The 21138-nt window shown below is 64.9% G+C and carries 17 protein-coding genes, 1 pseudogene and 1 riboswitch; of the genes and pseudogenes, 9 read left to right on the forward strand and 9 right to left on the reverse strand.

The annotated features are described in order from the left end of the window. Nucleotides 1-54 precede the first annotated feature (54 nt). Together IFT65_RS03640 and IFT65_RS03645 are read left to right on the forward strand one after the other, a co-directional pair. On the forward strand, nt 55-765 hold the full coding sequence (locus IFT65_RS03640) for an AraC family transcriptional regulator (RefSeq protein ID WP_188324625.1): 711 nt from the start codon (nt 55-57) through the stop codon (nt 763-765). Nucleotides 766-846: 81 nt separating this feature from the next. Continuing rightward, nucleotides 847-2232, forward strand: coding sequence for an amino acid permease (locus IFT65_RS03645; protein WP_192080267.1), 1386 nt, complete (start codon nt 847-849; stop codon nt 2230-2232). 70 nt (nt 2233-2302) lie between these two features. Here the strand turns inward: IFT65_RS03645 and IFT65_RS03650 are convergent, their stop codons facing one another. The 4 genes from IFT65_RS03650 to gcvP all read right to left on the reverse strand — a co-directional run bounded on the left by IFT65_RS03650 (nt 2303) and on the right by gcvP (nt 6390). After that, a complete protein-coding gene (locus IFT65_RS03650) occupies nt 2303-2527 on the reverse strand; it encodes a hypothetical protein (RefSeq protein ID WP_192080269.1) in 225 nt (74 codons plus the stop codon). A 34-nt stretch (nt 2528-2561) separates the two neighbouring features. After that, on the reverse strand, nt 2562-2789 hold the full coding sequence (locus IFT65_RS03655) for a hypothetical protein (RefSeq protein ID WP_192080271.1): 228 nt from the start codon (nt 2787-2789) through the stop codon (nt 2562-2564). 83 nt (nt 2790-2872) lie between these two features. Continuing rightward, nucleotides 2873-3103, reverse strand: coding sequence for a hypothetical protein (locus IFT65_RS03660; protein ID WP_192080273.1), 231 nt, complete (start codon nt 3101-3103; stop codon nt 2873-2875). Between the two features lie 419 nt (nt 3104-3522). After that, entirely contained in the window at nt 3523-6390 is a 2868-nt protein-coding gene (gene gcvP / locus IFT65_RS03665; RefSeq protein WP_192080275.1) for an aminomethyl-transferring glycine dehydrogenase, read from the reverse strand. Between the two features lie 60 nt (nt 6391-6450). Beyond that, a riboswitch (glycine riboswitch) is annotated at nt 6451-6553 on the reverse strand. 284 nt (nt 6554-6837) lie between these two features. Between gcvP and IFT65_RS03670 the strand changes: the two genes are divergently transcribed. Together IFT65_RS03670 and IFT65_RS03675 are read left to right on the forward strand one after the other, a co-directional pair. After that, the gene (locus IFT65_RS03670; RefSeq protein WP_192080277.1) at nt 6838-8058 is read left to right on the forward strand and encodes a multidrug effflux MFS transporter; all 1221 of its coding nucleotides are present in this window, start codon (nt 6838-6840) and stop codon (nt 8056-8058) included. Nucleotides 8059-8162: 104 nt separating this feature from the next. After that, entirely contained in the window at nt 8163-8555 is a 393-nt protein-coding gene (locus tag IFT65_RS03675; protein ID WP_192080279.1) for a hypothetical protein, read from the forward strand. Nucleotides 8556-8648: 93 nt separating this feature from the next. On the opposite strand, the gene IFT65_RS03680 is transcribed toward IFT65_RS03675, so the two are convergent. After that, a complete protein-coding gene (locus tag IFT65_RS03680; RefSeq protein WP_192080281.1) occupies nt 8649-10652 on the reverse strand; it encodes a M2 family metallopeptidase in 2004 nt (667 codons plus the stop codon). 149 nt (nt 10653-10801) lie between these two features. Here IFT65_RS03680 and IFT65_RS03685 point away from each other — a divergent pair, with 149 nt between their 5' ends. The 3 genes from IFT65_RS03685 to IFT65_RS03695 all read left to right on the forward strand — a co-directional run bounded on the left by IFT65_RS03685 (nt 10802) and on the right by IFT65_RS03695 (nt 14166). After that, entirely contained in the window at nt 10802-11500 is a 699-nt protein-coding gene (locus IFT65_RS03685; protein WP_192080283.1) for a response regulator transcription factor, read from the forward strand. Beyond that, a complete protein-coding gene (locus tag IFT65_RS03690) occupies nt 11490-12779 on the forward strand; it encodes a HAMP domain-containing sensor histidine kinase (RefSeq protein WP_192080285.1) in 1290 nt (429 codons plus the stop codon). The genes IFT65_RS03685 and IFT65_RS03690 overlap by 11 nt, the downstream gene beginning before the upstream one ends. Before the next feature lie 136 nt (nt 12780-12915). Next, on the forward strand, nt 12916-14166 hold the full coding sequence (locus IFT65_RS03695) for a DUF819 family protein (RefSeq protein WP_192080287.1): 1251 nt from the start codon (nt 12916-12918) through the stop codon (nt 14164-14166). 90 nt (nt 14167-14256) lie between these two features. On the opposite strand, the gene IFT65_RS03700 is transcribed toward IFT65_RS03695, so the two are convergent. Beyond that, nucleotides 14257-15729, reverse strand: coding sequence for a phosphatidylinositol-specific phospholipase C domain-containing protein (locus IFT65_RS03700; protein WP_192080289.1), 1473 nt, complete (start codon nt 15727-15729; stop codon nt 14257-14259). 388 nt (nt 15730-16117) lie between these two features. Between IFT65_RS03700 and IFT65_RS18645 the strand changes: the two are divergent. Then, nucleotides 16118-17098, forward strand: a pseudogene (locus tag IFT65_RS18645) (DUF3103 family protein). A gap of 49 nt (nt 17099-17147) precedes the next feature. Here the strand turns inward: IFT65_RS18645 and IFT65_RS03715 are convergent. Together IFT65_RS03715 and IFT65_RS03720 are read right to left on the reverse strand one after the other, a co-directional pair. Next, entirely contained in the window at nt 17148-17372 is a 225-nt protein-coding gene (locus tag IFT65_RS03715; protein WP_192080293.1) for a CstA-like transporter-associated (seleno)protein, read from the reverse strand. Beyond that, on the reverse strand, nt 17372-19453 hold the full coding sequence (locus IFT65_RS03720; RefSeq protein WP_188324611.1) for a carbon starvation CstA family protein: 2082 nt from the start codon (nt 19451-19453) through the stop codon (nt 17372-17374). Before IFT65_RS03720 ends, IFT65_RS03715 begins: the two co-directional genes overlap by 1 nt. A 271-nt stretch (nt 19454-19724) precedes the next feature. Between IFT65_RS03720 and IFT65_RS03725 the strand changes: the two genes are divergently transcribed. After that, on the forward strand, nt 19725-20576 hold the full coding sequence (locus IFT65_RS03725; RefSeq protein WP_192080295.1) for a pirin family protein: 852 nt from the start codon (nt 19725-19727) through the stop codon (nt 20574-20576). Between the two features lie 56 nt (nt 20577-20632). On the opposite strand, the gene IFT65_RS03730 is transcribed toward IFT65_RS03725, so the two are convergent. Next, nucleotides 20633-21094, reverse strand: coding sequence for a hypothetical protein (locus tag IFT65_RS03730; protein ID WP_249405035.1), 462 nt, complete (start codon nt 21092-21094; stop codon nt 20633-20635). Nucleotides 21095-21138 lie beyond the last annotated feature (44 nt).

Consider the following 21138-nt stretch of genomic DNA (forward strand, 5'->3'; position numbering starts at 1 on the left):
CGGTCCCGTGCGGGTGAACGCGCAGGGAAAATGGGGCTCGGTTATGCTGTGCGCATGCGTGTTGAACCCGCCGAAATCGAAGCCCTCTTTGACGCCATTCCCGATGTGCTCTTCTTCATGAAGGACTGCGACGGGCGATATACGCACATCAACCAGACCATGCTGCGGCGGCTTGGATTGAAGTCGCGCAAGGAGGTCATCGGCCGCACCGCGGCGGAAATCTACCCGACAGGCCTGAGCGCGGACTACGCCGACCAGGACACCCGGGTGCTGGGCGGGGCGGTGATCGAAAACCTCATGGAACTGCACTTGTTCGCCAACCGCGAGCCGGGTTGGTGCCTGACCTGCAAGCGGCCCCTGGTGGTGGACGGGCGCATCCAGGGCCTGATCGGCATTTCCCGCGATCTGGGGCAGAAGCATAGTCTGGGAGCGCAGTACGAGCACCTGCGTCTGGCATTGGCCCATCTCAACGCGCACTACGCTGAAAACGTGCGCATGCAGACGCTTCTGGACATCACCGGGTTCTCGTTGTCCAAGCTGGAGCGCAGCTTCCGCAAGGTCTTCCAGATGACGCCGCAGCAGGTGCTGACCCGGCTGCGGATCCAGATGGCCATGCATCTGCTGCATGGAAATGACAGCATCGCCAGTATCGGCCAAGCCTGTGGCTTCAGTGACCAGAGCGCGTTCACCCGCAAGTTCAAGGCCGAAACGGGTGTCTCGCCACGTGCCTATCGGGCCCGGATCGCCGAACTGGCCGGCGGCTGAGCAGGCAGGCCATCCGGCCTATCCCGTCCGCGCGCTGGACAGGGTAATGTGACGGCCTTGTTGCCGCACACGTGCCCTTCGATGCCTGACAACCCGACCCCCGCTTCCATAGCCTCGACCACCACGCGCCTTGGCCATGCGCTCAAGCCCCGCCAGCTGATCATGATGGGGCTGGGCAGCGCCATCGGCGCAGGCCTGTTCCTCGGCTCCGGGGTCGGCGTGCAGCTGGCAGGCCCGGCCGTGCTGTTGTCGTATCTGGTTGCTGGCGCACTGGTGATCATCGTGATGAACGCGCTGGGCGAGATGGCGGCGAACAAGCCGACCAGCGGCGCGTTTTCGGTATATGCCGCCGATGCGCTGGGTGCGACCGCGGGCGCCACGGTGGGCTGGCTGTGGTGGGTCCAGCTGGTGATCGTGATCGCGGCCGAAGCGGTAGGCGCGGCCGGTCTGCTGGCAACGGTATGGCCCGGTCTCTCCGTTCCGATGGCAGCCCTTGCCTTCATGGTGTTCTTCACCGCGATCAACCTGCTGGGCGTGAAGAACTTCGGCGAGTTCGAGTTCTGGTTCGCGATCCTCAAGGTGGCCGCGATCCTCGGCTTCATCGTCATCGGTGCGGCCCTGCTGCTGGGCTGGCTGCCGAACGCGGCCTCGCCGGGCCTGTCCAACTTCACCGCCAATGGCGGGTTCGCGCCTACCGGTCTGGCGGGTGTGGGGGCGGCATTGCTCGTGGTGATCTTCGCCTTCGGCGGGACCGAGATCGTAGCGGTGGCTGCGGCCGAGACCGAAGACCCCGAGCGCAGCATCGCGCGCGCCATCCGTACGGTGGCGTGGCGGATCCTGGTGTTCTACATCGGCTCGCTGAGCGTCATCATCGCGGTGGTGCCGTGGACCAGCGAGGCGTTGAAGTCGCCCTTTGCCGCCGTGTTGGAAGCGGCCAATATTCCGGGCGCCGGTACCGCCATCACCCTGGTTGCGGTGATCGCCCTGCTGTCAGCGCTCAATGCCAATCTGTACGGGGCATCGCGGATGATCTTCTCGCTGGCGCAGCGCCGTGAAGCGCCCGCCGCGCTGGGGCGTGCAGACCGCCGCCAGGTGCCGATACTCGCTGTGCTTGCCAGCGTCCTGTTCGGCTTCGCCGCTACGGTCATGGAGTTGCTGTTCCCGACCAGAGTGCTGCCGGTGCTGTTGAACATCGTCGGATCGACCTGCCTGCTGGTGTGGACGATTTCGCTGGCGTCGCAGCTGGTGCTGCGTCGACGTGCGGATCGGGCGGGGCTGTCATTGCCGTTCCGCATGGCGGCTTTCCCGTGGTTGACGGGGCTGGCGTTGGCGATCCTGGCACTGATCTTCGCTCTGCTGTTGTATGGCGAACAGACGCGCCTGCAATTCCTGTCCATGGTGGTGCTGACTGCCTTCATTGCCAGCTGCAGTGCGCTTGCCCGACGCATCCGGGCCGGACGTCGCTGATCTCGACGCAGCAACCATTCTGCAATCCGCGTCGGCGCGATCGGTGCACCGGCCGCGCCTGTGCGGGCGCTCAATCCGCCTGCGGTTGGGTCGCCACAGCCGTTGTATCGCGCGTGTCGATACACCGCTTGTAGGCAACCCCGCAGATCAGCCAGTTGCCGGTCTTTGCGACGCATTTTACGAACTCGGCGCCGCAGGTCAGCGGATTTCCGGTTGGGACGACCTGTGCGTGAGCGGTGGGAACGGCAATGGCGCTGACCAGCAACAGACTGCTGGCGAGGACTCGGATGTTCATGGATTTTCCTTTTCGTCGCATCGGCCCAATGGACTTAGCGATCACGTGAAGGCGGCAGCGCGACAGGGCTGTCGCTGGCCAGGCATTTGCGCAGCTCAAGCGAGCAGCTGATGAAGTCGCGTCCATCGAGGTAATAGCATTGGAAGAACGCCTTGGCGCAATCGATTGAACCAGCGCTTGGCTCAGCAGGCTGGGCCAGTGCAGGTAGCGATATGGCGAAGGTCATAGCGACAGCCAGAGCAGCGCTTTTTATGACGGACATGTCAGATCCTGTTTGAAGTTGGTCGGCTGGGGACCGCGTTGCTGAAGAGAGCACGGGAGCATTCGCGCCCGTGCCCTTGGGCTTCAGTCCTCGCGGCGATCGGCGATTGAAGCCGAGGGACTGTCTGAGGTCAGGCACTTCACGAATTCGATGCCGCAGGTCACTGCACCGCCACCCTCAGCAAGGCACGCGGCCAGCTTCACGGCGCAATCCGCCACGCCACCACGGTCCTGCGCAGGCTGCGCATTTGCAGCGGGGATGGCGAAGGTGAAGGCGAGGGCAGCGGCGGCGACGAGGGTCTTCAGATTGTTCATGATGATTCTCCGTTTGACGGGTTCCGCCGACCAGAATGGGCGGCGGTGTCGATCCCGTTCGCGATCCGGGATCCGTTCTGGCTGGCCGGCGTCAGAACGTGGAGTCATCGTGCGTCTACACCATCGCGACAGGAGCGTTGGAATGTGACGCGCCCAGCATAAAAACCCGGGTTTCTTACGTCTGCGACACGGTTCCGTTTTCGATGAGCGGTGGGTGGTTGTTGAATGCGACGCGGCGCCAACCGCGAATGTGATGTCGCGCAGAGCGCTGTAGGGAGTCACGGACTAGTCGTTGTTGGCCATGTCAAGTACGACACGGCAGGCGGCGTGGCGTTCTGGATATGTCCCCCAGGCCAAAAAAAAACGGCCCGCTTGAGCGGGCCGTGATTCATTGAAACGGTCAGGTAGTGCTGATGGCGTCAGGCGTCGACTTCGTCGTCCTTGTACGCATCGACCGGGATGCAGGCGCACATCACGTTCTTGTCGCCATAGACGTTGTCCACGCGGGCCACGGGCGGCCAGTACTTGGACTGCCGCAGGCTGGCCAGCGGGAACGCCGCCAACTCGCGCGGATAGGCATGCGTCCATTCGCTGGCCGTCACGGCGGTGGCGGTGTGCGGTGCGTTCTTCAAGGGATTGTCTTCGCGCTCCAGACGGCCATCTTCAATCGCGGCGATTTCCTCGCGGATCTGGATCATCGCGTCGATGAAACGGTCCAGCTCATGCTGGGATTCGCTCTCGGTCGGCTCGACCATCAACGTGCCGGCCACCGGGAAGCTGAGGGTGGGGGCGTGGAAGCCGAAGTCGATCAGCCGCTTGGCGATGTCCTCTGCGCCGATGCCACTGGTCTTTTCCAGCGGACGGATGTCGAGGATGCATTCGTGCGCGACCAGACCGTTGCGGCCCGTGTACAGGGTCTTGAAGTGCGGGGCCAGTCGCTTTGCAATGTAGTTGGCATTGAGCAGCGCGACCTGCGTGGCCTTGCGCAGCCCTTCGGTCCCCATCAGCGTGATGTACATCCAGCTGATCGGCAGGATCGAGGCGCTGCCGAACGTGGCGGCCGAGACCATCCCGACATCACCGTCGCCGCCAAGCGCGCGCGGCAGGAAAGGGGCCAGGTGCGATTTGACGGCACACGGTCCCACGCCGGGACCACCGCCGCCGTGCGGGATGCAGAAGGTCTTGTGCAGGTTCAAGTGGGAAACGTCCGAGCCCCACTTGCCGGGCTTGGCCACGCCGACCAAGGCATTCATGTTGGCGCCATCGGTGTACACCTGACCACCGTGCTGGTGGATGATCTCGCAGATGTCGACGATCTCTTCCTCGAACACGCCGTGCGTGGACGGATAGGTGACCATCAGCGCGGCGAGTCGGTCGCTGTACTTTTCTGCGTTGCGGCGGATGTCATCGACGTCGACATTGCCGTTGGCATCGGTCTTGGTGACCACGACCTTCATCCCGCACATCTGCGCCGAGGCCGGGTTGGTGCCGTGAGCGGAGTCGGGAATCAGGCAGATGTCGCGGTGATCGTCGCCGCGCGAGCGGTGGTAGGCACGGATGGCCAACAGGCCGGCATATTCGCCCTGCGCGCCGGAGTTGGGCTGCAGGCTCACCGCGTCGTAACCGGTGCATTCCACCAGCATCGCTTCAAGGCCCTCGATGAGTGCCTTGTAGCCAACGGCCTGTTCCGCCGGCACCAGCGGATGGATGTTGCCGAACTCCGGCCAGGTGACCGGAATCATTTCGGCGGTGGCATTGAGCTTCATCGTGCACGAACCCAGCGGGATCATCGTGCGATCCATCGCCAGATCCTTGTCGGCCAACGAGCGCAGGTAACGCAGCAGTTCGTGTTCGCTGTGGTGGGTATTGAAGACCGGGTGCGTCAGGAATGCGCTGCTGCGCACCAGGCCGGCCGGAATGGCATCGGCCGTGCTCGCATCGAGTGCTTCCACATCCGCGTGTGCACCGAATACCTGGGCCAGCGCGACGATGTCTTCGCGGGTGGCGGTTTCATCCAGGCTGATGCCCACCGAACTGCTGTCGATCGCGCGCAGGTTGTAGCCGGCTGCGCGGGCCTTGGCATGCACGGCGTCGGCGTCGATGCCGGTGACATGCAGCGTGTCGAAGAACGTTTCGCCAACGGCCACCGCGTTGCTGCGCAGGGCAGCCGCCAGGATCGCCGCCAGGCGATGGGTGCGGCGGGCAATGCGGGTCAGCCCTTCCGGGCCGTGGTACACCGCGTACATCGACGCCATCACCGCCAGCAGTACCTGCGCGGTACAGATGTTGGAGGTGGCCTTCTCGCGGCGGATGTGCTGCTCGCGGGTCTGCAGGGTCAGGCGGTAGGCCGGGTTGCCCTGCGCGTCGATCGATACGCCGATCAGGCGGCCGGGCATCGAGCGCTTGTAGGCATCACGACAGGCCATGAAGGCGGCATGCGGGCCACCGAAACCGAACGGCACACCGAAACGCTGGCTGTTGCCGACCACGATGTCCGCGCCCCATTCGCCCGGTGCCACCAGCAGGGTCAGTGCGAGCAGGTCGGTCGCCACGGCCACCAGGCCGCCGCGTGCATGCACGGCATCGACCAGCGCCTTGTAGTCGCCGACCTGGCCGAAGGTGTCCGGGTACTGCAGCAGCAGGCCGAACGCTTCCGCTTCCAGTGCTTCGGCCGGGGTGCCCACGCGCAGTACGATGCCCAGCGGCTCGGCGCGGGTGCGCAGCAGTTCCAGCGTCTGCGGATGCACCGCGTCGTGCACGAAGAAGGTGTCCGACTTCGACTTCGCCGAACGCTTGGCCAGGGTCATCGCTTCGGCGGCCGCCGTGGCTTCGTCCAGCAACGAGGCATTGGCGATTTCCATGCCGGTCAGGTCCGCGCACAGCGTCTGGAAGTTGATCAACGCTTCCATGCGGCCCTGCGAGATCTCGGCCTGGTACGGCGTGTAGGCCGTGTACCACGCGGGGTTTTCCAGGATGTTGCGCAGGATGACGTTCGGCGTGTGGGTACCGTAGTAGCCCTGGCCGATGAAGCTGCGCAGCACCGTGTTCTGGTCGGCGATTGCACGGATCTTCGCCAGCGCCTCGACTTCGGTCACCGATTCGGGCAACGCCAGCGGTGCCGGCGACTTGATGCGCGCGGGCACGATGGCGTCGGTCAGCGCATCCAGCGAGGCGTGGCCGACCACGCCGAGCATCTGCGCGATTTCGGCATCGTTGGGGCCGATATGGCGTTCGACGAACGCGTTGTGGTGTTCGAGCTCGCGCAGCGAAGGGGTGTTCTGGGGCATGGCGAAGGATCCGTCGGGAAAGGGCACGCACGTGGGCAGGCCGCCATTCGGCAGCCTGCGGGGCGCCCCTCTGTCCTTTTGCCTGAGAGTTTGGAAGCGCGCGTGTGCGCGGCTTCGTGCCCCTTCGGCGCCGGATCGAACCGGTCTCTCCAGAGTTTTGATGCGGGTGGTCACGGGCCTGAGCGATTACGGGCGTTTGCGCCTTCGGCAGCGGTGTCCTGCTTCTCCCACCTTGTTGCCCGTTGATTATAGCGGTCGGCCCTGATGGATGTGCGGCTGAATGGGGTCAGGGACCAGACGTTTTCGGATCGGACCGAATGGCAAAGGGGACCGCTACGGCCTATCATGACGCACCACTCGTATTCATCCGGCGCCGCCTTCCTGTCTTTTCCGGACACGGGCTGGCGCCTGCCGCGCATGGCCCGCACGGCTTCTCCGGACACCTCCATGACTGCCGCCTCGCCCTCGACCCGCCGTCTGGCTCTGCTGCTCGCAGGTCTGGCGATGTTTGGTCCGTTCTCGATCGACACGATCTTTCCCGCCTTTCCGCAACTGGCGCAGCGCTTGGGTGTGGACGAGGTCGCGGTGCAGCAGACCATCAGCGTGTACCTGCTGTTCTACGGGCTGATGAGCTTGGCCCACGGGCCGCTTTCGGATGCGCTGGGTCGCAAGCGGGTGATCCTGGGGGGGCTGGTGATCTTCGTCGGCGCCTCGGTAGGCTGCGCGCTGTCAACCGATCTGACCACGCTGCTGGTGTTTCGCGCGCTGCAGGGCCTGTCAGCGGGCGTTGGCATGATCGTCGGCCGTGCGGTGATCCGCGATCTGTACCACGGCCATGATGCCCAGCGGCTGATGAGCCAGGTCTCGATGATCTTCGGCATCGCCCCAGCCATCGCACCGATCATCGGCGGCTGGATCCTGCTCAGTGGCGCCGGTTGGCCGCTGATCTTCTGGTTCCTGGTGGTGTTTTCGTTGCTGTTGCTGGTGGCCACGGCGCGGTTCCTGCCCGAGACGCATCCGGTCGAAGCGCGTACGTCGCTGTCGCCGCGCGGATTGCTGCGCGACTACCTGCGGATGGGCTCCAACCCACGCCTGTTGCGCCTTGCGCTGGCCAGTGCGCTGAATTTTTCCAGCGTGTTCCTGTACATCTCCTCGGCCCCGGTGTTCGTCATGCAGCACCTGAAACTGGGTGAGGGCGGTTTTGCCTGGCTGTTCGTGCCGACCATCGGCGGGATGACGCTGGGGGCGTTCCTGTCCGGGCAGATGGCCGGGCGTGTGCTTCCGCAGCGGCAGATCGGCATCGGCTTCGGCCTGTGTGGATTGTCGGCGGTGCTCAACATCGGCTACGTGCTGTCGGTGCCAGAAATCGCCTTGCCCTGGGCAGTCGTTCCGATATTCATGGGGGGCACCGGACTGGCGATGATCTTCCCGATCCTGGCGCTGGGCGTGCTGGATCTGTACCCGCATCAGCGCGGGCTCGCCTCCTCGATGCAGATGTTCATCCAGATGATGATCAATACCTTCGTTGCCGGTGTGCTGTCGCCCCTGCTGAGCAGCAACCCGGTGCATCTCGCCTTTGGCTACGCTGGTTTCTTCGTGCTTGGGGCGTCGGTGTGGTACTGGGAGAACGCCTGCGCTCGGCGCAACCCGCCTGCCCCTGCACGCTGAGCGCCAGCCAGCAGAGCCGCTGTACCGCTCGCGGGCGTGGCGGTGAAGCCGGCGCGGGACGCCGCTGGGGTATCCTTGCGCACCCGGATGACTGTAAGCCCCTGATGTCGACCACTTCCAAACTGCGCCGCGATATCCGCCGGCGCCGCGAAACCCAGACCGCCAACCGGGACGCTGCCAACGCCTCGCCCGTCGAGCCGCACGCCGAACTGCGCGATCAGCAGCGGACGCTGCTGGCCGGCATCGTCCGCCGCGATGGCGAATGGGTGCTGGGCATGGACGGTCGCATTGCCGGCCAGAGCGAGAGTGCTGCCCAGGTGCTGTCCCTGATCATGCAGGCGGGTGAACTGCACGAGCGCAATGGCACGCCGGTGCGCCTGGTGTATTCCGATGCGCTGCGTGACGCCGCGCAGGCGGAGGCCAATGCGCAAGGGGTCAGTTTCGAAGAGTTCAAGGATGCGCTTGCCGCGAAGATGACGGCAGGCAAGGCGAACTGATCAACTGTGACGGCGCCGGGCGATGCCCGGCGTCGCATGAGGTCCGAAGGTAGCGTCGAGCAGGGCGCGGCGCTACCGGATGACCGGGCGCGGTCAGCGCTGTGCGGGTGCTGCCGGTGCTGCCGGTGCTGCCGGTGCAGCAGGCGCCGCGGCACTGGCCTGCCAACCGCACACCTGGCCCTGGTTCTGCTCCTTCAGCCACGCGTTGACCGGGCTGAAGTACTCGATCATCGGGCCGGCATCCAGCTTTTCACCACCGGTGAGTTCCTTCAGGGTGGCCTGCCACGGCTGGCTGGCACCCTTGCTCAGCATGGCCCAGAACTTCTGCCCGGCTTCCTTGTTGCCGTAGAAGCTGCACTCATGCAGCGGCCCCTTGTAGCCGGAGGCATCGCACAGGCCCTTGTAGAACTGGAACTGCAGGATGCGGGCCAGGAAGTAGCGCGTATAGGGCGTATTGCCCGGCACGTGGTACTTCGCGCCCGGATCGAAGAACTCCTCGCCGCGCGTGGTGGCCGGTGCCACGCCCTGGTAACGCGCCTTCAGGTCCCACCAGGCCTTGTTGTAGTTGTCCGGGGTGATCGAGCCGTCGAACACGCCCCAGCGCCAGCGGTCGATCATCAGGCCGAAGGGCAGGAAGGCCACGCCGGACAGGGCCATACGCATCTGGTTGTTGATCACCGCTTCGCGGCTTTCTTCCGGCTTGTCCACCAGACCGATCGAATTGAGGTACTTGGGCGTCATCGCAAGCACGATGGTGTCGCCGATTGCTTCATGGAAGCCGTCGTTCGCACCGCCCTGGAACAGCGGCGGCAGCGGGTTGTAGGCCAGGTCGTAATAGATGTGGCCCAGCTCGTGGTAGATCGTGGTGAAGTTCTCTTCGTTGGGCTTGATGCACATCTTGGTGCGCACGTCGCCTTCCATGTTCATGTCCCACGCGCTGGCATGGCACACCACGTCGCGGTCCTGTGGCTTGATGAACTGGGTCTTGTCCCAATAGGACTTCGGCAGCGACGGCATGCCCAGTGACACGTAGAAATCCTGGGCGCGTTCGGTCATCTGCCGCGCAGTGCGCAGTTCGGCTTCACGCTGTGCCTTGTACAGGCCTTCCACGTTGGCGTTGCTGCCCGCCTTGGCCAGTGCGCCGCTCAGGTTGCCCTGATACTGCTTTTCCAGCGCAGCGGTGATGTCCAGGCTGCCCGCACCCGGGTACGGCTGCAGCTGGTCCCACAGGTTGGACCAGTCCTGCTGCCACATGTTGCCGGTCAGATGGGCAGCGATCAGGCCATTGCCCACTTCGGCCTTGTCCTTGCCGTAGGTGGCGTCCAGCTTGCCGCGCGCGTAGCAGTGCAACTGCTCGTACATCGGCTTGACCTGTTCCCACAGCCGGTCGGTTTCCGGACCGATCTGCTCCGGCGGCATGTCGTACCCGCTGCGCCACATCTGTCCGGCATCAGCAAAACCCAGTCCCTTGGCGCCTTCGTTGACCAGGCTCACGAACTGCTGGTAATCACCGCGCATGTCTTTGGTGGTGCCGTGCCAGCCCTGCCAGGCATCCAGCTGCTGGTCGTAGTCACGGCTGCTGGACAGCACCTGCTCCAGGTCGCCCAGTTGGCGGCAGGAATTGGGACCGTTGGCATCGGTGCAGTACTTGCCCGCACCGTAGCTGCCTTCCATGCGCGTGGCGATCTGGGTCAGCTGGGCCAGCTTGGCCGGGTCGCGCGGGGCCGGCATCGACGACATCAGCTTGAGCAGGTGCAGGGCGCGCTTGCTGTCGTCGGACATCGGTTGCCCCTCGAACTTCGCGGCCTGTTCGATCCAGCTGTTGAGCTGGGTCAGCGAGCGTTCGTTGGCCTTGGCCGCCACACGCTCGGAATCGCTGTTGATGTAGGTGGAAGACAGCCACTGTGCCGAGGTCATCTCCGGGTACGCGGCCTTGTACTCCGCATTGATCCGGGCCACGAACTGGTCAGCGGTTTCGCCGGCCGGTGCCGTGGTCGCCGCGGTGTCGGCTTCCGGCGAAGGTTCCTTCTTGCAGGCGGCCAGCGACAACGTGGCGGCGGCGATCGCCGAGGCCAGCAGGAGATGACGGTGTTTCACGGGCGATCCTTGGGTGGTGAACGACCGCCGAAGGCTAGTGGGCGCGGCGGGTTGCCGCAAGTGGCATCCGTGCTGGCGGCGAGGGCGGGGGGACGTGATTCCGACACGGGCAGCGGTACCATGCAGCCACACACAGGGTGGGAAAGCGCATGCGGCTTCTGGTGATCGAGGACAACCGGCAACTGGTCGCCAACCTGTTCGACTACTTCGAATCGCGTGGGCACGTGCTGGACGTCGCGCCGGACGGCATCACCGGGCTGCACCTGGCGACCACGCAGACCTATGACATGGTGATCCTGGACTGGATGCTGCCGCGCATGGAGGGGCCTGAAGTGCTGCGCCGCCTGCGGTCGGACCACGCCTCTGAAGTGCCGGTCATCATGCTCACCGCACGCGACGACCTGCCTGACAAGATCGCCGGGTTCCGGGCGGGGGCGGACGACTACCTGACCAAACCGTTCGCACTGCCCGAGCTGGAGGTCCGCCTGGATGCACTGCGGGTGCGCGCGCAGGGCCGTAATCCGCGCAAACGGCTGCAGGTGGGCGATCTGGTGCTTGACCTGGCAACGCTGGAAGCCCAACGCGCGGGCCAGACGCTGCACCTCTACCCCGCCTGCCGCAAGTTGCTGGAGGTGCTGATGCGCGCAAGCCCCGCAGCGGTGACGCGCCAGCAGCTGGAGTTCGCCCTGTGGGGCGACGAGCCACCTGACGGTGACCTGCTGCGCTCGCATGTCTACGAACTGCGTCGCAGCGTGGACGGCCCCTTCGCGCGCAAGCTGCTGCACACGCTGCCGCGCGTCGGCTACCGCCTGGCTGTGCAGGACCCGGAGGCCACCGATGGCGGCTAGGCCTGCTCCGTTGTACCGGCGGGTACTGGGATGGCTGCTGACCTACCTGGCCTTGATCTCACTGGCCGTGTTCGGGGTTGGCAACAACGTGCATGAGCACGCCGAACATGCGGCCTGGCGGGCGCTGTTGAACTCCGAGCTGGACAGCATCCTCGCGCACAGTGCGCGCGACCCGCAGTACCGCTGGCAGGATTCGGACACGCTCAGTCTGTTCCGGCTGGACCAGCCGGGAACGCCGGCCAGCGTGCGTGATCTCCATCCCGGGCTGCACGATGGCGTGCCCATCGGGGATCGGCAGGCGGCGGTGATGGTACGGCAGACCCAGACGATGGGGCGCGTGGCGTTGGCATTGGATATATCGGATTTCGAGGCGCTGGAGCAGTTCGCTACCCGCTGGGTGCTGCTGGCTGGCCTGGTGATGGTGATCGTGACCGTGGTGATGGCGCGGCTGGGCATGCAGCGGGTAGTGCGTCCGTTGAGCCTGTTGGCGCGTGACATTGCCGCGTTGAAGCCCGGTGCGCCGAGCCAGCATATCCAGGTGGATGCACGTGGCAGCGCCGAGCTGCATACCATTGCCAATGCGCTCAACGACTACCTGGCGCGCAACGAGCAGTTCGTCGAGCGCGAGCGGGTGTTCATCAGCACGGCCAGCCATGAGCTGCGCACGCCGGTAGCGGTGATCACCGGTGCGGCCGAACTGGCGTTGGAACAACCGGGGCTACCGGAGCGTGCACGCCAGCAGATGCTGCGCGTACAGCGTACGGCGGCGGACGTTGAAGAACTGATCGAACTGCTGCTGGTGCTGGCCCGCGACCCGGCCCGACTTGCCGCCCGTGCCGAGCGCGTCGCCTTGGACCAGTTGCTGCCGCAGATCATCGAGGACCATCGCCACCTGCTGGGAGACAAGGACCTGACCGTGGCCCTGCGCGCCGCGCCGGTGGATATCGTGGCGCCGCTGGCCGTCGTGCAGGCGGCGATCGGCAACCTGCTGCGCAACGCGATCGAGAACAGCGGTCGCGGCGCGATCCAGCTCGATCTTTCGTCCGCCGGCGTGCTGACCCTGCGCGATCCGGGACACGGCATGAGCCCGGAGGAGATCGCGGCCATCCATGCACGGATGGCGCGCGGGCTCCGCAACGAACACGGCGGCATCGGCCTGGAGCTGGTGGCACGGCTGTGCGAGCACCTGGGCTGGACCTTGCGGTTCGACCCGGTGCAGCCACGCGGCACGCGGGCGACACTGGATGTCAGCGCGTCGGGCGTACCTTTCTCTGGGTAGAGTGCGTGCCGGCTGAAGTTGGCACGCTCGGCAGCGGCTCTTTTCAAGCGCGGTTGTGATGGCGATGTTAAGCTCGAAGGGTGCCGCGTCCTGCGGCATTTTTTTCGCCCACCATTTTCGATCGACAGAGGACGCCATGCCGACCGAACCTGCAACTGCCCTGATTTCCAGCGACATCGTCGGCCTGGGACTCATCGCTGCCACGCTTGCCCTGATCTTCTGGGCTGCCAGTGGTCCCACGCCACTGCTGAAGAAGATCTTCGCCTGGGTGCCGGCGTTGCTGCTGTGCTACTTCATCCCGGCCATCTACAACACGGCCGGGCTGATCGACGGCCATGGCACCGCGCTGTACAACCCCGTGGCGCGCGACGTGCTGCTGCCGGCCGCGCTGATCCTGCTTACCCTGTCCATCGATCTGAAGGGCATCGCCAAGCTGGGACCGAAGCTGCTGGTAGTGTTCTGCGCCGGTACGGCTGGCGTGATGCTGGGTGCCATCGTCTCGTTCCAGGTGATGAAACTCATACATCCGGAAACGGTGTCCGGTGATACCTGGGCAGGCATGGCGGCGCTGGCCGGCAGTTGGATCGGCGGCGGTGCGAACATGGTGGCGATGCGCGAGATCTTCGGCACCGACGCCACAACGTTCGGGCAGTTCGCGGTGGTGGACGTGGCCTGCGCGAGCCTGTGGATGGCGATCCTGCTGTTCCTGGCCAACCGTTCGGAGCAGATCGATGCCCGCAATGGCGCGGATACGCGGGCCATCGATGAGATGAAGGCCCGCATCAGCGCTTACGAGGCGCAGAACTCGCGCATCCCCACGCTGACCGATCTGATGGTCATCGTCGGCGTAGCGCTCGGCGGCGTCGGTCTGGCGCACGCCATCGCCGCACCGCTGGCCGCTTGGTTCAAGGCCAACGTGGGCTGGTCCAGCCAGTTCAGCCTGGACAGCCAGTTCGTCTGGGTCGTGTTGTTCTCCACCGGCCTCGGCCTGGCGCTCAGCTTCACCCGCGCGCGGCGGCTGGAGTCGGCCGGCGCGTCGAAACTGGGTACCGTGTTTCTGTACTTCCTGATCGCCTGCATCGGCATGCAGATGGATCTGCTGTCGCTGCTTGATCGGCCGTGGCTGTTCGTGCTGGGCCTGATCTGGATGGCCACCCACGTGCTGGTGCTGTGGATCGTGGCAAAGCTGATGCGCGCACCGCTGTTCTTCTTCGGCGTCGGCTCGATGGGCAACATCGGCGCAGCCGCATCGGCACCAGTGGTGGCCGCGGCCTTCCACCCGAGCCTTGCGCCGGTTGGTGTGCTGTTGGGCACGGTGGGGTATGCGACGGGAACCGGACTGGCGTACGTTACCGGCCTGATCCTGAAGGCGATGGCCGGCGCCTAGTGCCGGCCGTCAGAAAACCGCAGGTCCAGCGCGCGAGCCGGCCTTTGCGCCGGCTCGTGACGCGGCACACGCAGGGAGCAGGGGGCCTGCTCAGCGGGCAGCTGGCTCCACTGAGATGTGTGAGACGCTTCCATCAAGGGGGCCTCCCTTGAAGGGTCTTACCCGCAGGTAGGCCGAGTCGAACTCGAGGTCCAGACGTTCTACGGACTGCGGCTGGTTCCAGGCGATGTCCTGCAGCACGTCGATGACGGTGTAAGCGCGCTGGGTATCGCCATCTGCCGCATCATGCAGCGTCACGCGTTGGCCCTGGCGGGCACCCCGGAAAACGAGCGAGCGTATCGTGTTGTTCTCGCAGCCCATGCGCGGCGCGGATGCAAGCGACCAGTTCCGTTCAAACGCCGTGCTGAAGCTGCATATCGGTCCGCCCGTCGCACCGTTGTCCGCGAAGGCAAACAGACCGCCGTTGTTGTAGGTCTCGGCAAACTCCAGCATGTCGCCCCACTCGATGAAATCGATCGCCAGATAGTTCGGCATGCGTTTGGCGGCGGGGAGGCAGGCCGTGTTCAGTCGCTGCACGACGGTGTCCAGGCGATTGTCGACACCGCTATGCCAGGAAAAGGGCGCGCCGTGGAAATGATTCATGACGAACAGGCGCGGCAGCCCCAGCGGCTGGTCGGTTGCGTCCAGGGGAATCCCACTCCAGCGCGGCTTGCACGTAGTGTCATGGGTGAAGACCGTGGCGCCCAGGCTCCAATAGTTCTCTGCGGTGACTGCCTGGTCGTGCATGAACGTGATCAGCCCATCGGCATACGCGCCTGAAAGCTCCGCCCGCTGTGTCAGAACCAACAGGCGCTGGTCGGCCGCGATCAGTTCGCGCAGGGTAGGCCACTGCCCACGCAGCGCCGTCCAGCGGGGATCGCCCGGCTTGAAGCTGTGCTTGAACAGGCCGGCGTTGTCGCGCACGAACGCGTCCATTGCGCCACGCCGATAGTAATCTTCAAGCTGAAGTGTGACGACTGCGTCCGGATGGGTGTCCAGATAGCGGGACACCGCCCCCATGTCCTCCGTCAAGGGTGCCTTGCGTCCAAAGGTGCAGTTCGCATGGCAGGTAAACAGTCGCCCGTCACGCTCATGGATGTCCAGCATCAGCCCCCGCACGCCACGCTGGAGCTGCTCGGTTATGTCGAAGGACTGGTTGGGTAGCAGGCCTCCGTGATTCGCTGCGTTGTGGGTGGTGATCCAGAGGTAGTGGTCGAGCGGCCGGTCGAGGTCGATCATGTCAGCAGGGCGCGGGCTCACCGCGTGCGCGGCAAGGGCGTGAAAAAGCAGAAATGACGACCACAGTGCGGGGTGCTTCATGGCGCGGATGCTCCGCTGGGATGAGGCCCGACTATCTGTCGGCCGACAATGCGGGATGGCGACGCGGGTCCCATAGCCCGCCTCTACGTTGCGGATTACGTCTTTTTCAGCACATCCATGACGCGACGTTGGACGCCTTTCATGCGGCCGTGCCACGGCCCGACACGTACGGCGCGGGATCGTGCACGGATCCTTGAAGAACATCGTGCCGGACCCGACAAGGCGTGAAAGCGATCCGTGGAGACTGCCCTGTGACGACGTGCAGGCGGACCGGCCGACAAGCACTGGAACGTACAGACAAGTAAGGGTTTCACCCGCCCCGCTATTTCTGCGACCCGCATTGACTCATCACGATCGCCGAGGTCGTAAAAAGGCCGCGCGCTTGAAGCCTGACACAACGCCGGGCGGGCGCTGCTGTACGCCTTGAAGAGAGAAAACGATGAATCGCAATTCCTTCACTCGAACCTGCCTGTTGGCGCTTGCCCTGTCCACCGCCGTATCCACGGCCCACGCCGGAACCGCACTGACGCTGGAGCCCGGTGCGTCCGTGGCGTCGGTCCTGGGCGACGCCATCCTTGAGGTGCGCGACCTCGTGCGGCATCAGGATTTCGTCGCGGATGCGCTCGCTGTGATCGCCGCAGAAGGCGGGGAGACGGCACCTTTGTCGAAGGTCGTCGAGCAACTCGGCGCGCATGCGATAGCGGCCAGCCGTCTGCAGCGGGCGAATCGGAGCCTGCGCGCGCTGAAGGGCCTTCCGGAGCAGGGTGCCGATCTCCTGCAGGTCAGGGTATTGCTGCCAGAAGGCACCCAACGGGAGGATTTTGCGCTGTCAGCGTACCGGGTGGCAGCGGTTCCGATGGGCGAGGATCGCCTGGATACGATGGTAAGAACGTATGCCGCCGATGGCAGCATGCAGGAAATCGGCATCGACGCGCGTCCCGCGTTCCCGCTGCTGCTGGTGGAGGTGGACACACGCACCGCGCTGCGGGAGGGAATGAAGGTGGTCAACGAGGGACTGCGAGCAGCAGGCCTGCAGACGCTGCCCGCCCAGGCTGCCCAGGCCGATACGCTGGACATCACCCGGCTTGATCACATCCGGCTCGCCGTTGACTAGGAGCCGAACCTCAAAGGGGCTGCGGAGATATTCGCGATCGTTTCCGGGCTGCAGGTGGACGAGAAGAAGCCGGAGATGCACACATTCGAAATGCCATGGCTGGAGTATGACAAGACGGATTACTACCCCGGCCAGCCTTGGATTCAATGGGACAACTACCGTTACGACGTGGCCAAAGTCCAGCTGTTCGAAGAAGATGGGGAAACCAACTACAAGACGATGCTCTCGGCACTCATCAAGGTGGTCGGGGCCACGATCGGTCCGATCCAGCCGTCCGTAGGTCTGGTCAGCGTGATCGCCGATGCGGTGCTGACGGTAATGCCTGACGCCTGGTTCGTTGATGAGCACGACTACGTCGACAGTTTCTATCTGCTGCAACGTGGCCAGGCGTACACAAGCCGGCCGGGTGCTGGCGCCAACGCGACCGTGGACCTGACGCCCATCACCCTGGGTAAGTGAGATCGACGGCAGGCGGCTGCGCTCATCGCGCACCCGCCTGGACGAACACTCAGCAGCAACGGCCCCCGTTGCGCCCGCCGTAGCGCGCTTCCTGCCGCTCGCGGAAAAACGTCTTGTAGTCCATCGGGGTGCGGTCCGGATGGTTTTCCAGCACGTGCCGCACGTAGTTGTCGTAATCCGGGATCCCGCAGCACAGCCGCGCGGTCTGCACCAGCCGCCGCCAGAGACGGCGGTGGGCCTGGTGCTGACCGGCCGGTACCAGTTGTGTACTCATTACAGGTCCGCCATCTGGTGCGGCAGCAGCTTCACGTACTCGGTCTCGCGATCGGTGCGTTGCGGGGTGCGGCGTGCGATGAAGATGGTCTTCAGCGCGTAGAACAGGATCGAGAAGACCACCAGCAGGAACAGCACCGTCAGGCTCGTATTGACGTACGCATTGACCACGATCTGCTGCATCTGGCCGACGGTCTTGGCCGGTGCGGTGATGGTGCCGCTGGCGATGGCGTCCTGGTACTTGTGTGCCTGTGCCAGGAAGCCCTGCGCCGGGTTGCTGTCGAAGATCTTGATCAGCCCCGCATACGTGGTGCAGATCAACAGCCATACCGCCGGCACAGCAGTGACCCAGGCGTAGCGGTCACGCTTCATCTTGAACAGCACCACGGTGCCGAGCATCAACGCGATGCCGGCCAGCATCTGGTTGGAGATGCCGAACAGCGGCCACAGGGTCTGGATGCCACCGAAGGGATCGACCACGCCCGAGTAGAGCAGGTAGCCCCACAGTGCGACACAGCCAGCCGTCGCCAGGATGTTGGCGGACCAGGATTCGGTCTTCTTCAGCGCCGGGATGAAGTTGCCCAGCAGATCCTGCAGCATGAAGCGACCGGCGCGGGTACCTGCATCGACCGCGGTCAGGATGAACAGTGCTTCGAACAGGATGGCGAAGTGGTACCAGAACGCCATCATCGCGTCGCCGGCACTCGGGATCGCTTCGTGCAGGATCATCGCGATGCCTACCGCCAGCGTCGGTGCACCACCGGCGCGATGCAGGATGGTCGGCTCGCCGATGGCAACGGCCGTGGCTTCCAGCTGCTCCGGGGTGATGGTGAAGCCCCAGTTGGTGGTGATGTAGTGCGCGGCGGAAACCGCATCGGCACCGATCACCGAGGCGGGACTGTTCATGGCGAAGTAGATGCCCGGCTCGATGATCGAGGCGGCGACCAACGCCATGACGGCAACGAACGATTCCATCAGCATGCCGCCGTAACCGATGTAGCGCGCATGCGATTCGTTGGCCAGCAGCTTGGGCGTGGTGCCCGACGCGATCAGCGCATGGAAGCCGGAGACCGCACCACAGGCGATGGTAATGAACAGGAACGGGAACATCCCGCCCTTCCATACCGGACCGTCGCCGCTGGCGGCGAACTGGGTCAGCGCCGGCATTTTCAGCTCGGGCATGACGATCAGGATGCCGACGGCCAAGGCGATGATGGTGCCGATCTTGAGGAACGTGGACAGGTAGTCGCGTGGTGCCAGCAGCAGCCACACCGGCAGCACCGAAGCCACGAAGCCATAACCGATCAGCATCCAGGTGATCTGCTTGGCGGTGAAGGTGAAGGCGGGACCCCAGACCGGGTCTGCGGCGACGATACCGCCGAACCAGATCGAGCCGAGCAGCAGGATCAATCCGACCACCGAGATCTCACCGATCTTGCCGGGGCGGATGTAGCGCATGTACACGCCCATGAAGAGCGCTATGGGCATCGTGGCGATGACCGTGAACATGCCCCACGGGCTTTCCGCCAGCGCCTTCACCACCACCATCGCCAGCACCGCGAGGATGATGATCATGATCAGGAAGGCACCGAACAGCGCGATGGTGCCGGGAACGGGTCCCATTTCTTCGCGCACCAGGTCACCCAGCGAGCGGCCGTTGCGGCGGCTGGACAGCACCAGGATCATGAAATCCTGCACTGCGCCGGCCAAGACCACGCCGACCACCAGCCACAGCAGTCCGGGCAGGTAGCCCATCTGTGCGGCCAGCACCGGGCCGACCAGGGGACCGGCACCGGCAATGGCAGCGAAGTGATGGCCGAACAGCACGTGCTTGTTGGTCGGCACGTAGTCCAGGCCATCGTTGTTCAGCACGGCGGGCGTGGCCCGTGTCGGGTCCAGCTGCAGCACCTTGCTGGCGACGAACAGACCGTAGAAACGGTAGGCGATCAGGTAGATGGAGACCGCAGCCACTACGATCCACAGGGCGTTGATCGGTTCACCGCGGCGCAGCGCCACGGTGCCCAGACAGAATGCGCCGAGCAATGCGAGCAGTGCCCAGCCCAGCTTTGAGAAGCCTTTCATGAGGTGAACTCTCCCGGAGGTACGTCGTAAGGGTCCGCTTTGGCCTTTGCAGGGTCAATGCAGACAGGGTGTTTCAGGGCTAGTACTTTGGTCGTAACCCGCCAGTGCCTCCCGGCGGTCCATTTCGGCGCACCCGGTCCAACGTCACCCGCCGTCGGCGGCGGACACCGAGGCGTGGCACGCCAGCATTGGAACAATGGGTTGCGGGGGGCGTGCTTGGTCCTGATCGCGACAGCGCCCATCTTTGTCGTAGTCATTCACTGGAGTTCCCATGAGCACCCACGCACCGGTCCGCGTTCTGCGTACGATCCGCGGCATGCCCACGTCTGACGGGGCGGGCGTGCGCCTGACCCGTGTCATCGGCGGCTCTTCGCTGCCGGACCTGGATCCATTCCTGCTGCTGGACGAGTTCGGGACGGAGAAGGCCGAGGACTACATCGCCGGCTTTCCCAGCCACCCGCATCGGGGTTTCGAAACGGTCACCTACATGCTGGATGGCCGCATGCGGCATAAGGACAACCACGGCAACGAGGGTCTGCTGACGCCGGGCAGCGTCCAGTGGATGACGGCCGGCCGCGGTCTGGTCCATTCGGAGATGCCCGAGCAGGAAAGTGGGCGCATGCGCGGTTTCCAGCTGTGGGTGAACCTGCCGGCGCGGGACAAGATGACCGCGCCGAAATACCAGGAGTTCGCGCCGGAGGCGATTCCCCAGCTGACGCCGGCCGCGGGCGTGCGGGTCAAGGTCATCGCAGGAGAGGTCGACGGGACGGCGGGCCCGATCGTGCAGCCGGCAACCGACCCGGTTTACCTGGATATCGGCCTTGAGGCCGGGGCGACGTGGGACTACCGGCTGCCCGAAGGCCATCACGCGTTCGCCTACGTGTTCGAAGGCGATGCGGTGATCGGCCTCGGCGAAGATGCGCGTCCGCTGGCGAGCCAGGAGATGGCCGTGCTGGGCGGCGGCGATGCGCTGCATGTCGTCGGTGGCACGCGCGATGCGCGCCTCATCCTGGTCGCAGGCCGGCCGCTGCGCGAGCCGGTCGCACGCCATGGGCCGTTCGTGATGAACACGCGGCAGGAGCTGATGCAGGCCTTCGTCGATTTCCAGGAAGGTCGTTTCTGAGCATGCGGCAAGCGGGGCCGGTCGTTGCATCGGCCCCACCGGCATGGCCTGCATGATCAGCGGCCGTCTGCCACGGCGGCCGGGGTCAGGTTCATGCCGCGGATCATCTGCTGCAGGCTGGCCCGCTCTTCGCTGTTGCTGGGATACAGGGCCATCTGCGCGTAGCGGTTCTTGTCGATCTTGACCACGCTCACCCGCCGGTCAGCGAATCCCGGCGGCTCCTGCCCGCCCAGGTCGGGTTGGTACCAGTACAGTTCTTCGCCGGCGAAGCTGTCCTTTTCATGGCGCAGTGCGCGCGGCAAGCGAAGACCTGGATCATTGCCGGTCAGCATCAGGCTCAGCACCTCGCGGCCGTCCCCTGTGGTGGCACGACACACCAGGAAATCCCCTGTGGCCTGCTCCTGCCACTGCAGGTTGCTGCTGGTGGGCAAGGACGGGCACTGCGGCGTGGTCTGCGCTGAAGCACTGATGGCGAGCGACATCAGGCACAGCAGGGCGGCGGTAGTCAGGCGGTTCATAGGTATCCCCAAGGCAGCAAGTCGACGGCACCGCCAGCGGCAGG

The sequence above is a fragment of the Stenotrophomonas sp. CFBP 13725 genome, from assembly GCF_014841935.1.
Classification (GTDB): domain Bacteria; phylum Pseudomonadota; class Gammaproteobacteria; order Xanthomonadales; family Xanthomonadaceae; genus Stenotrophomonas.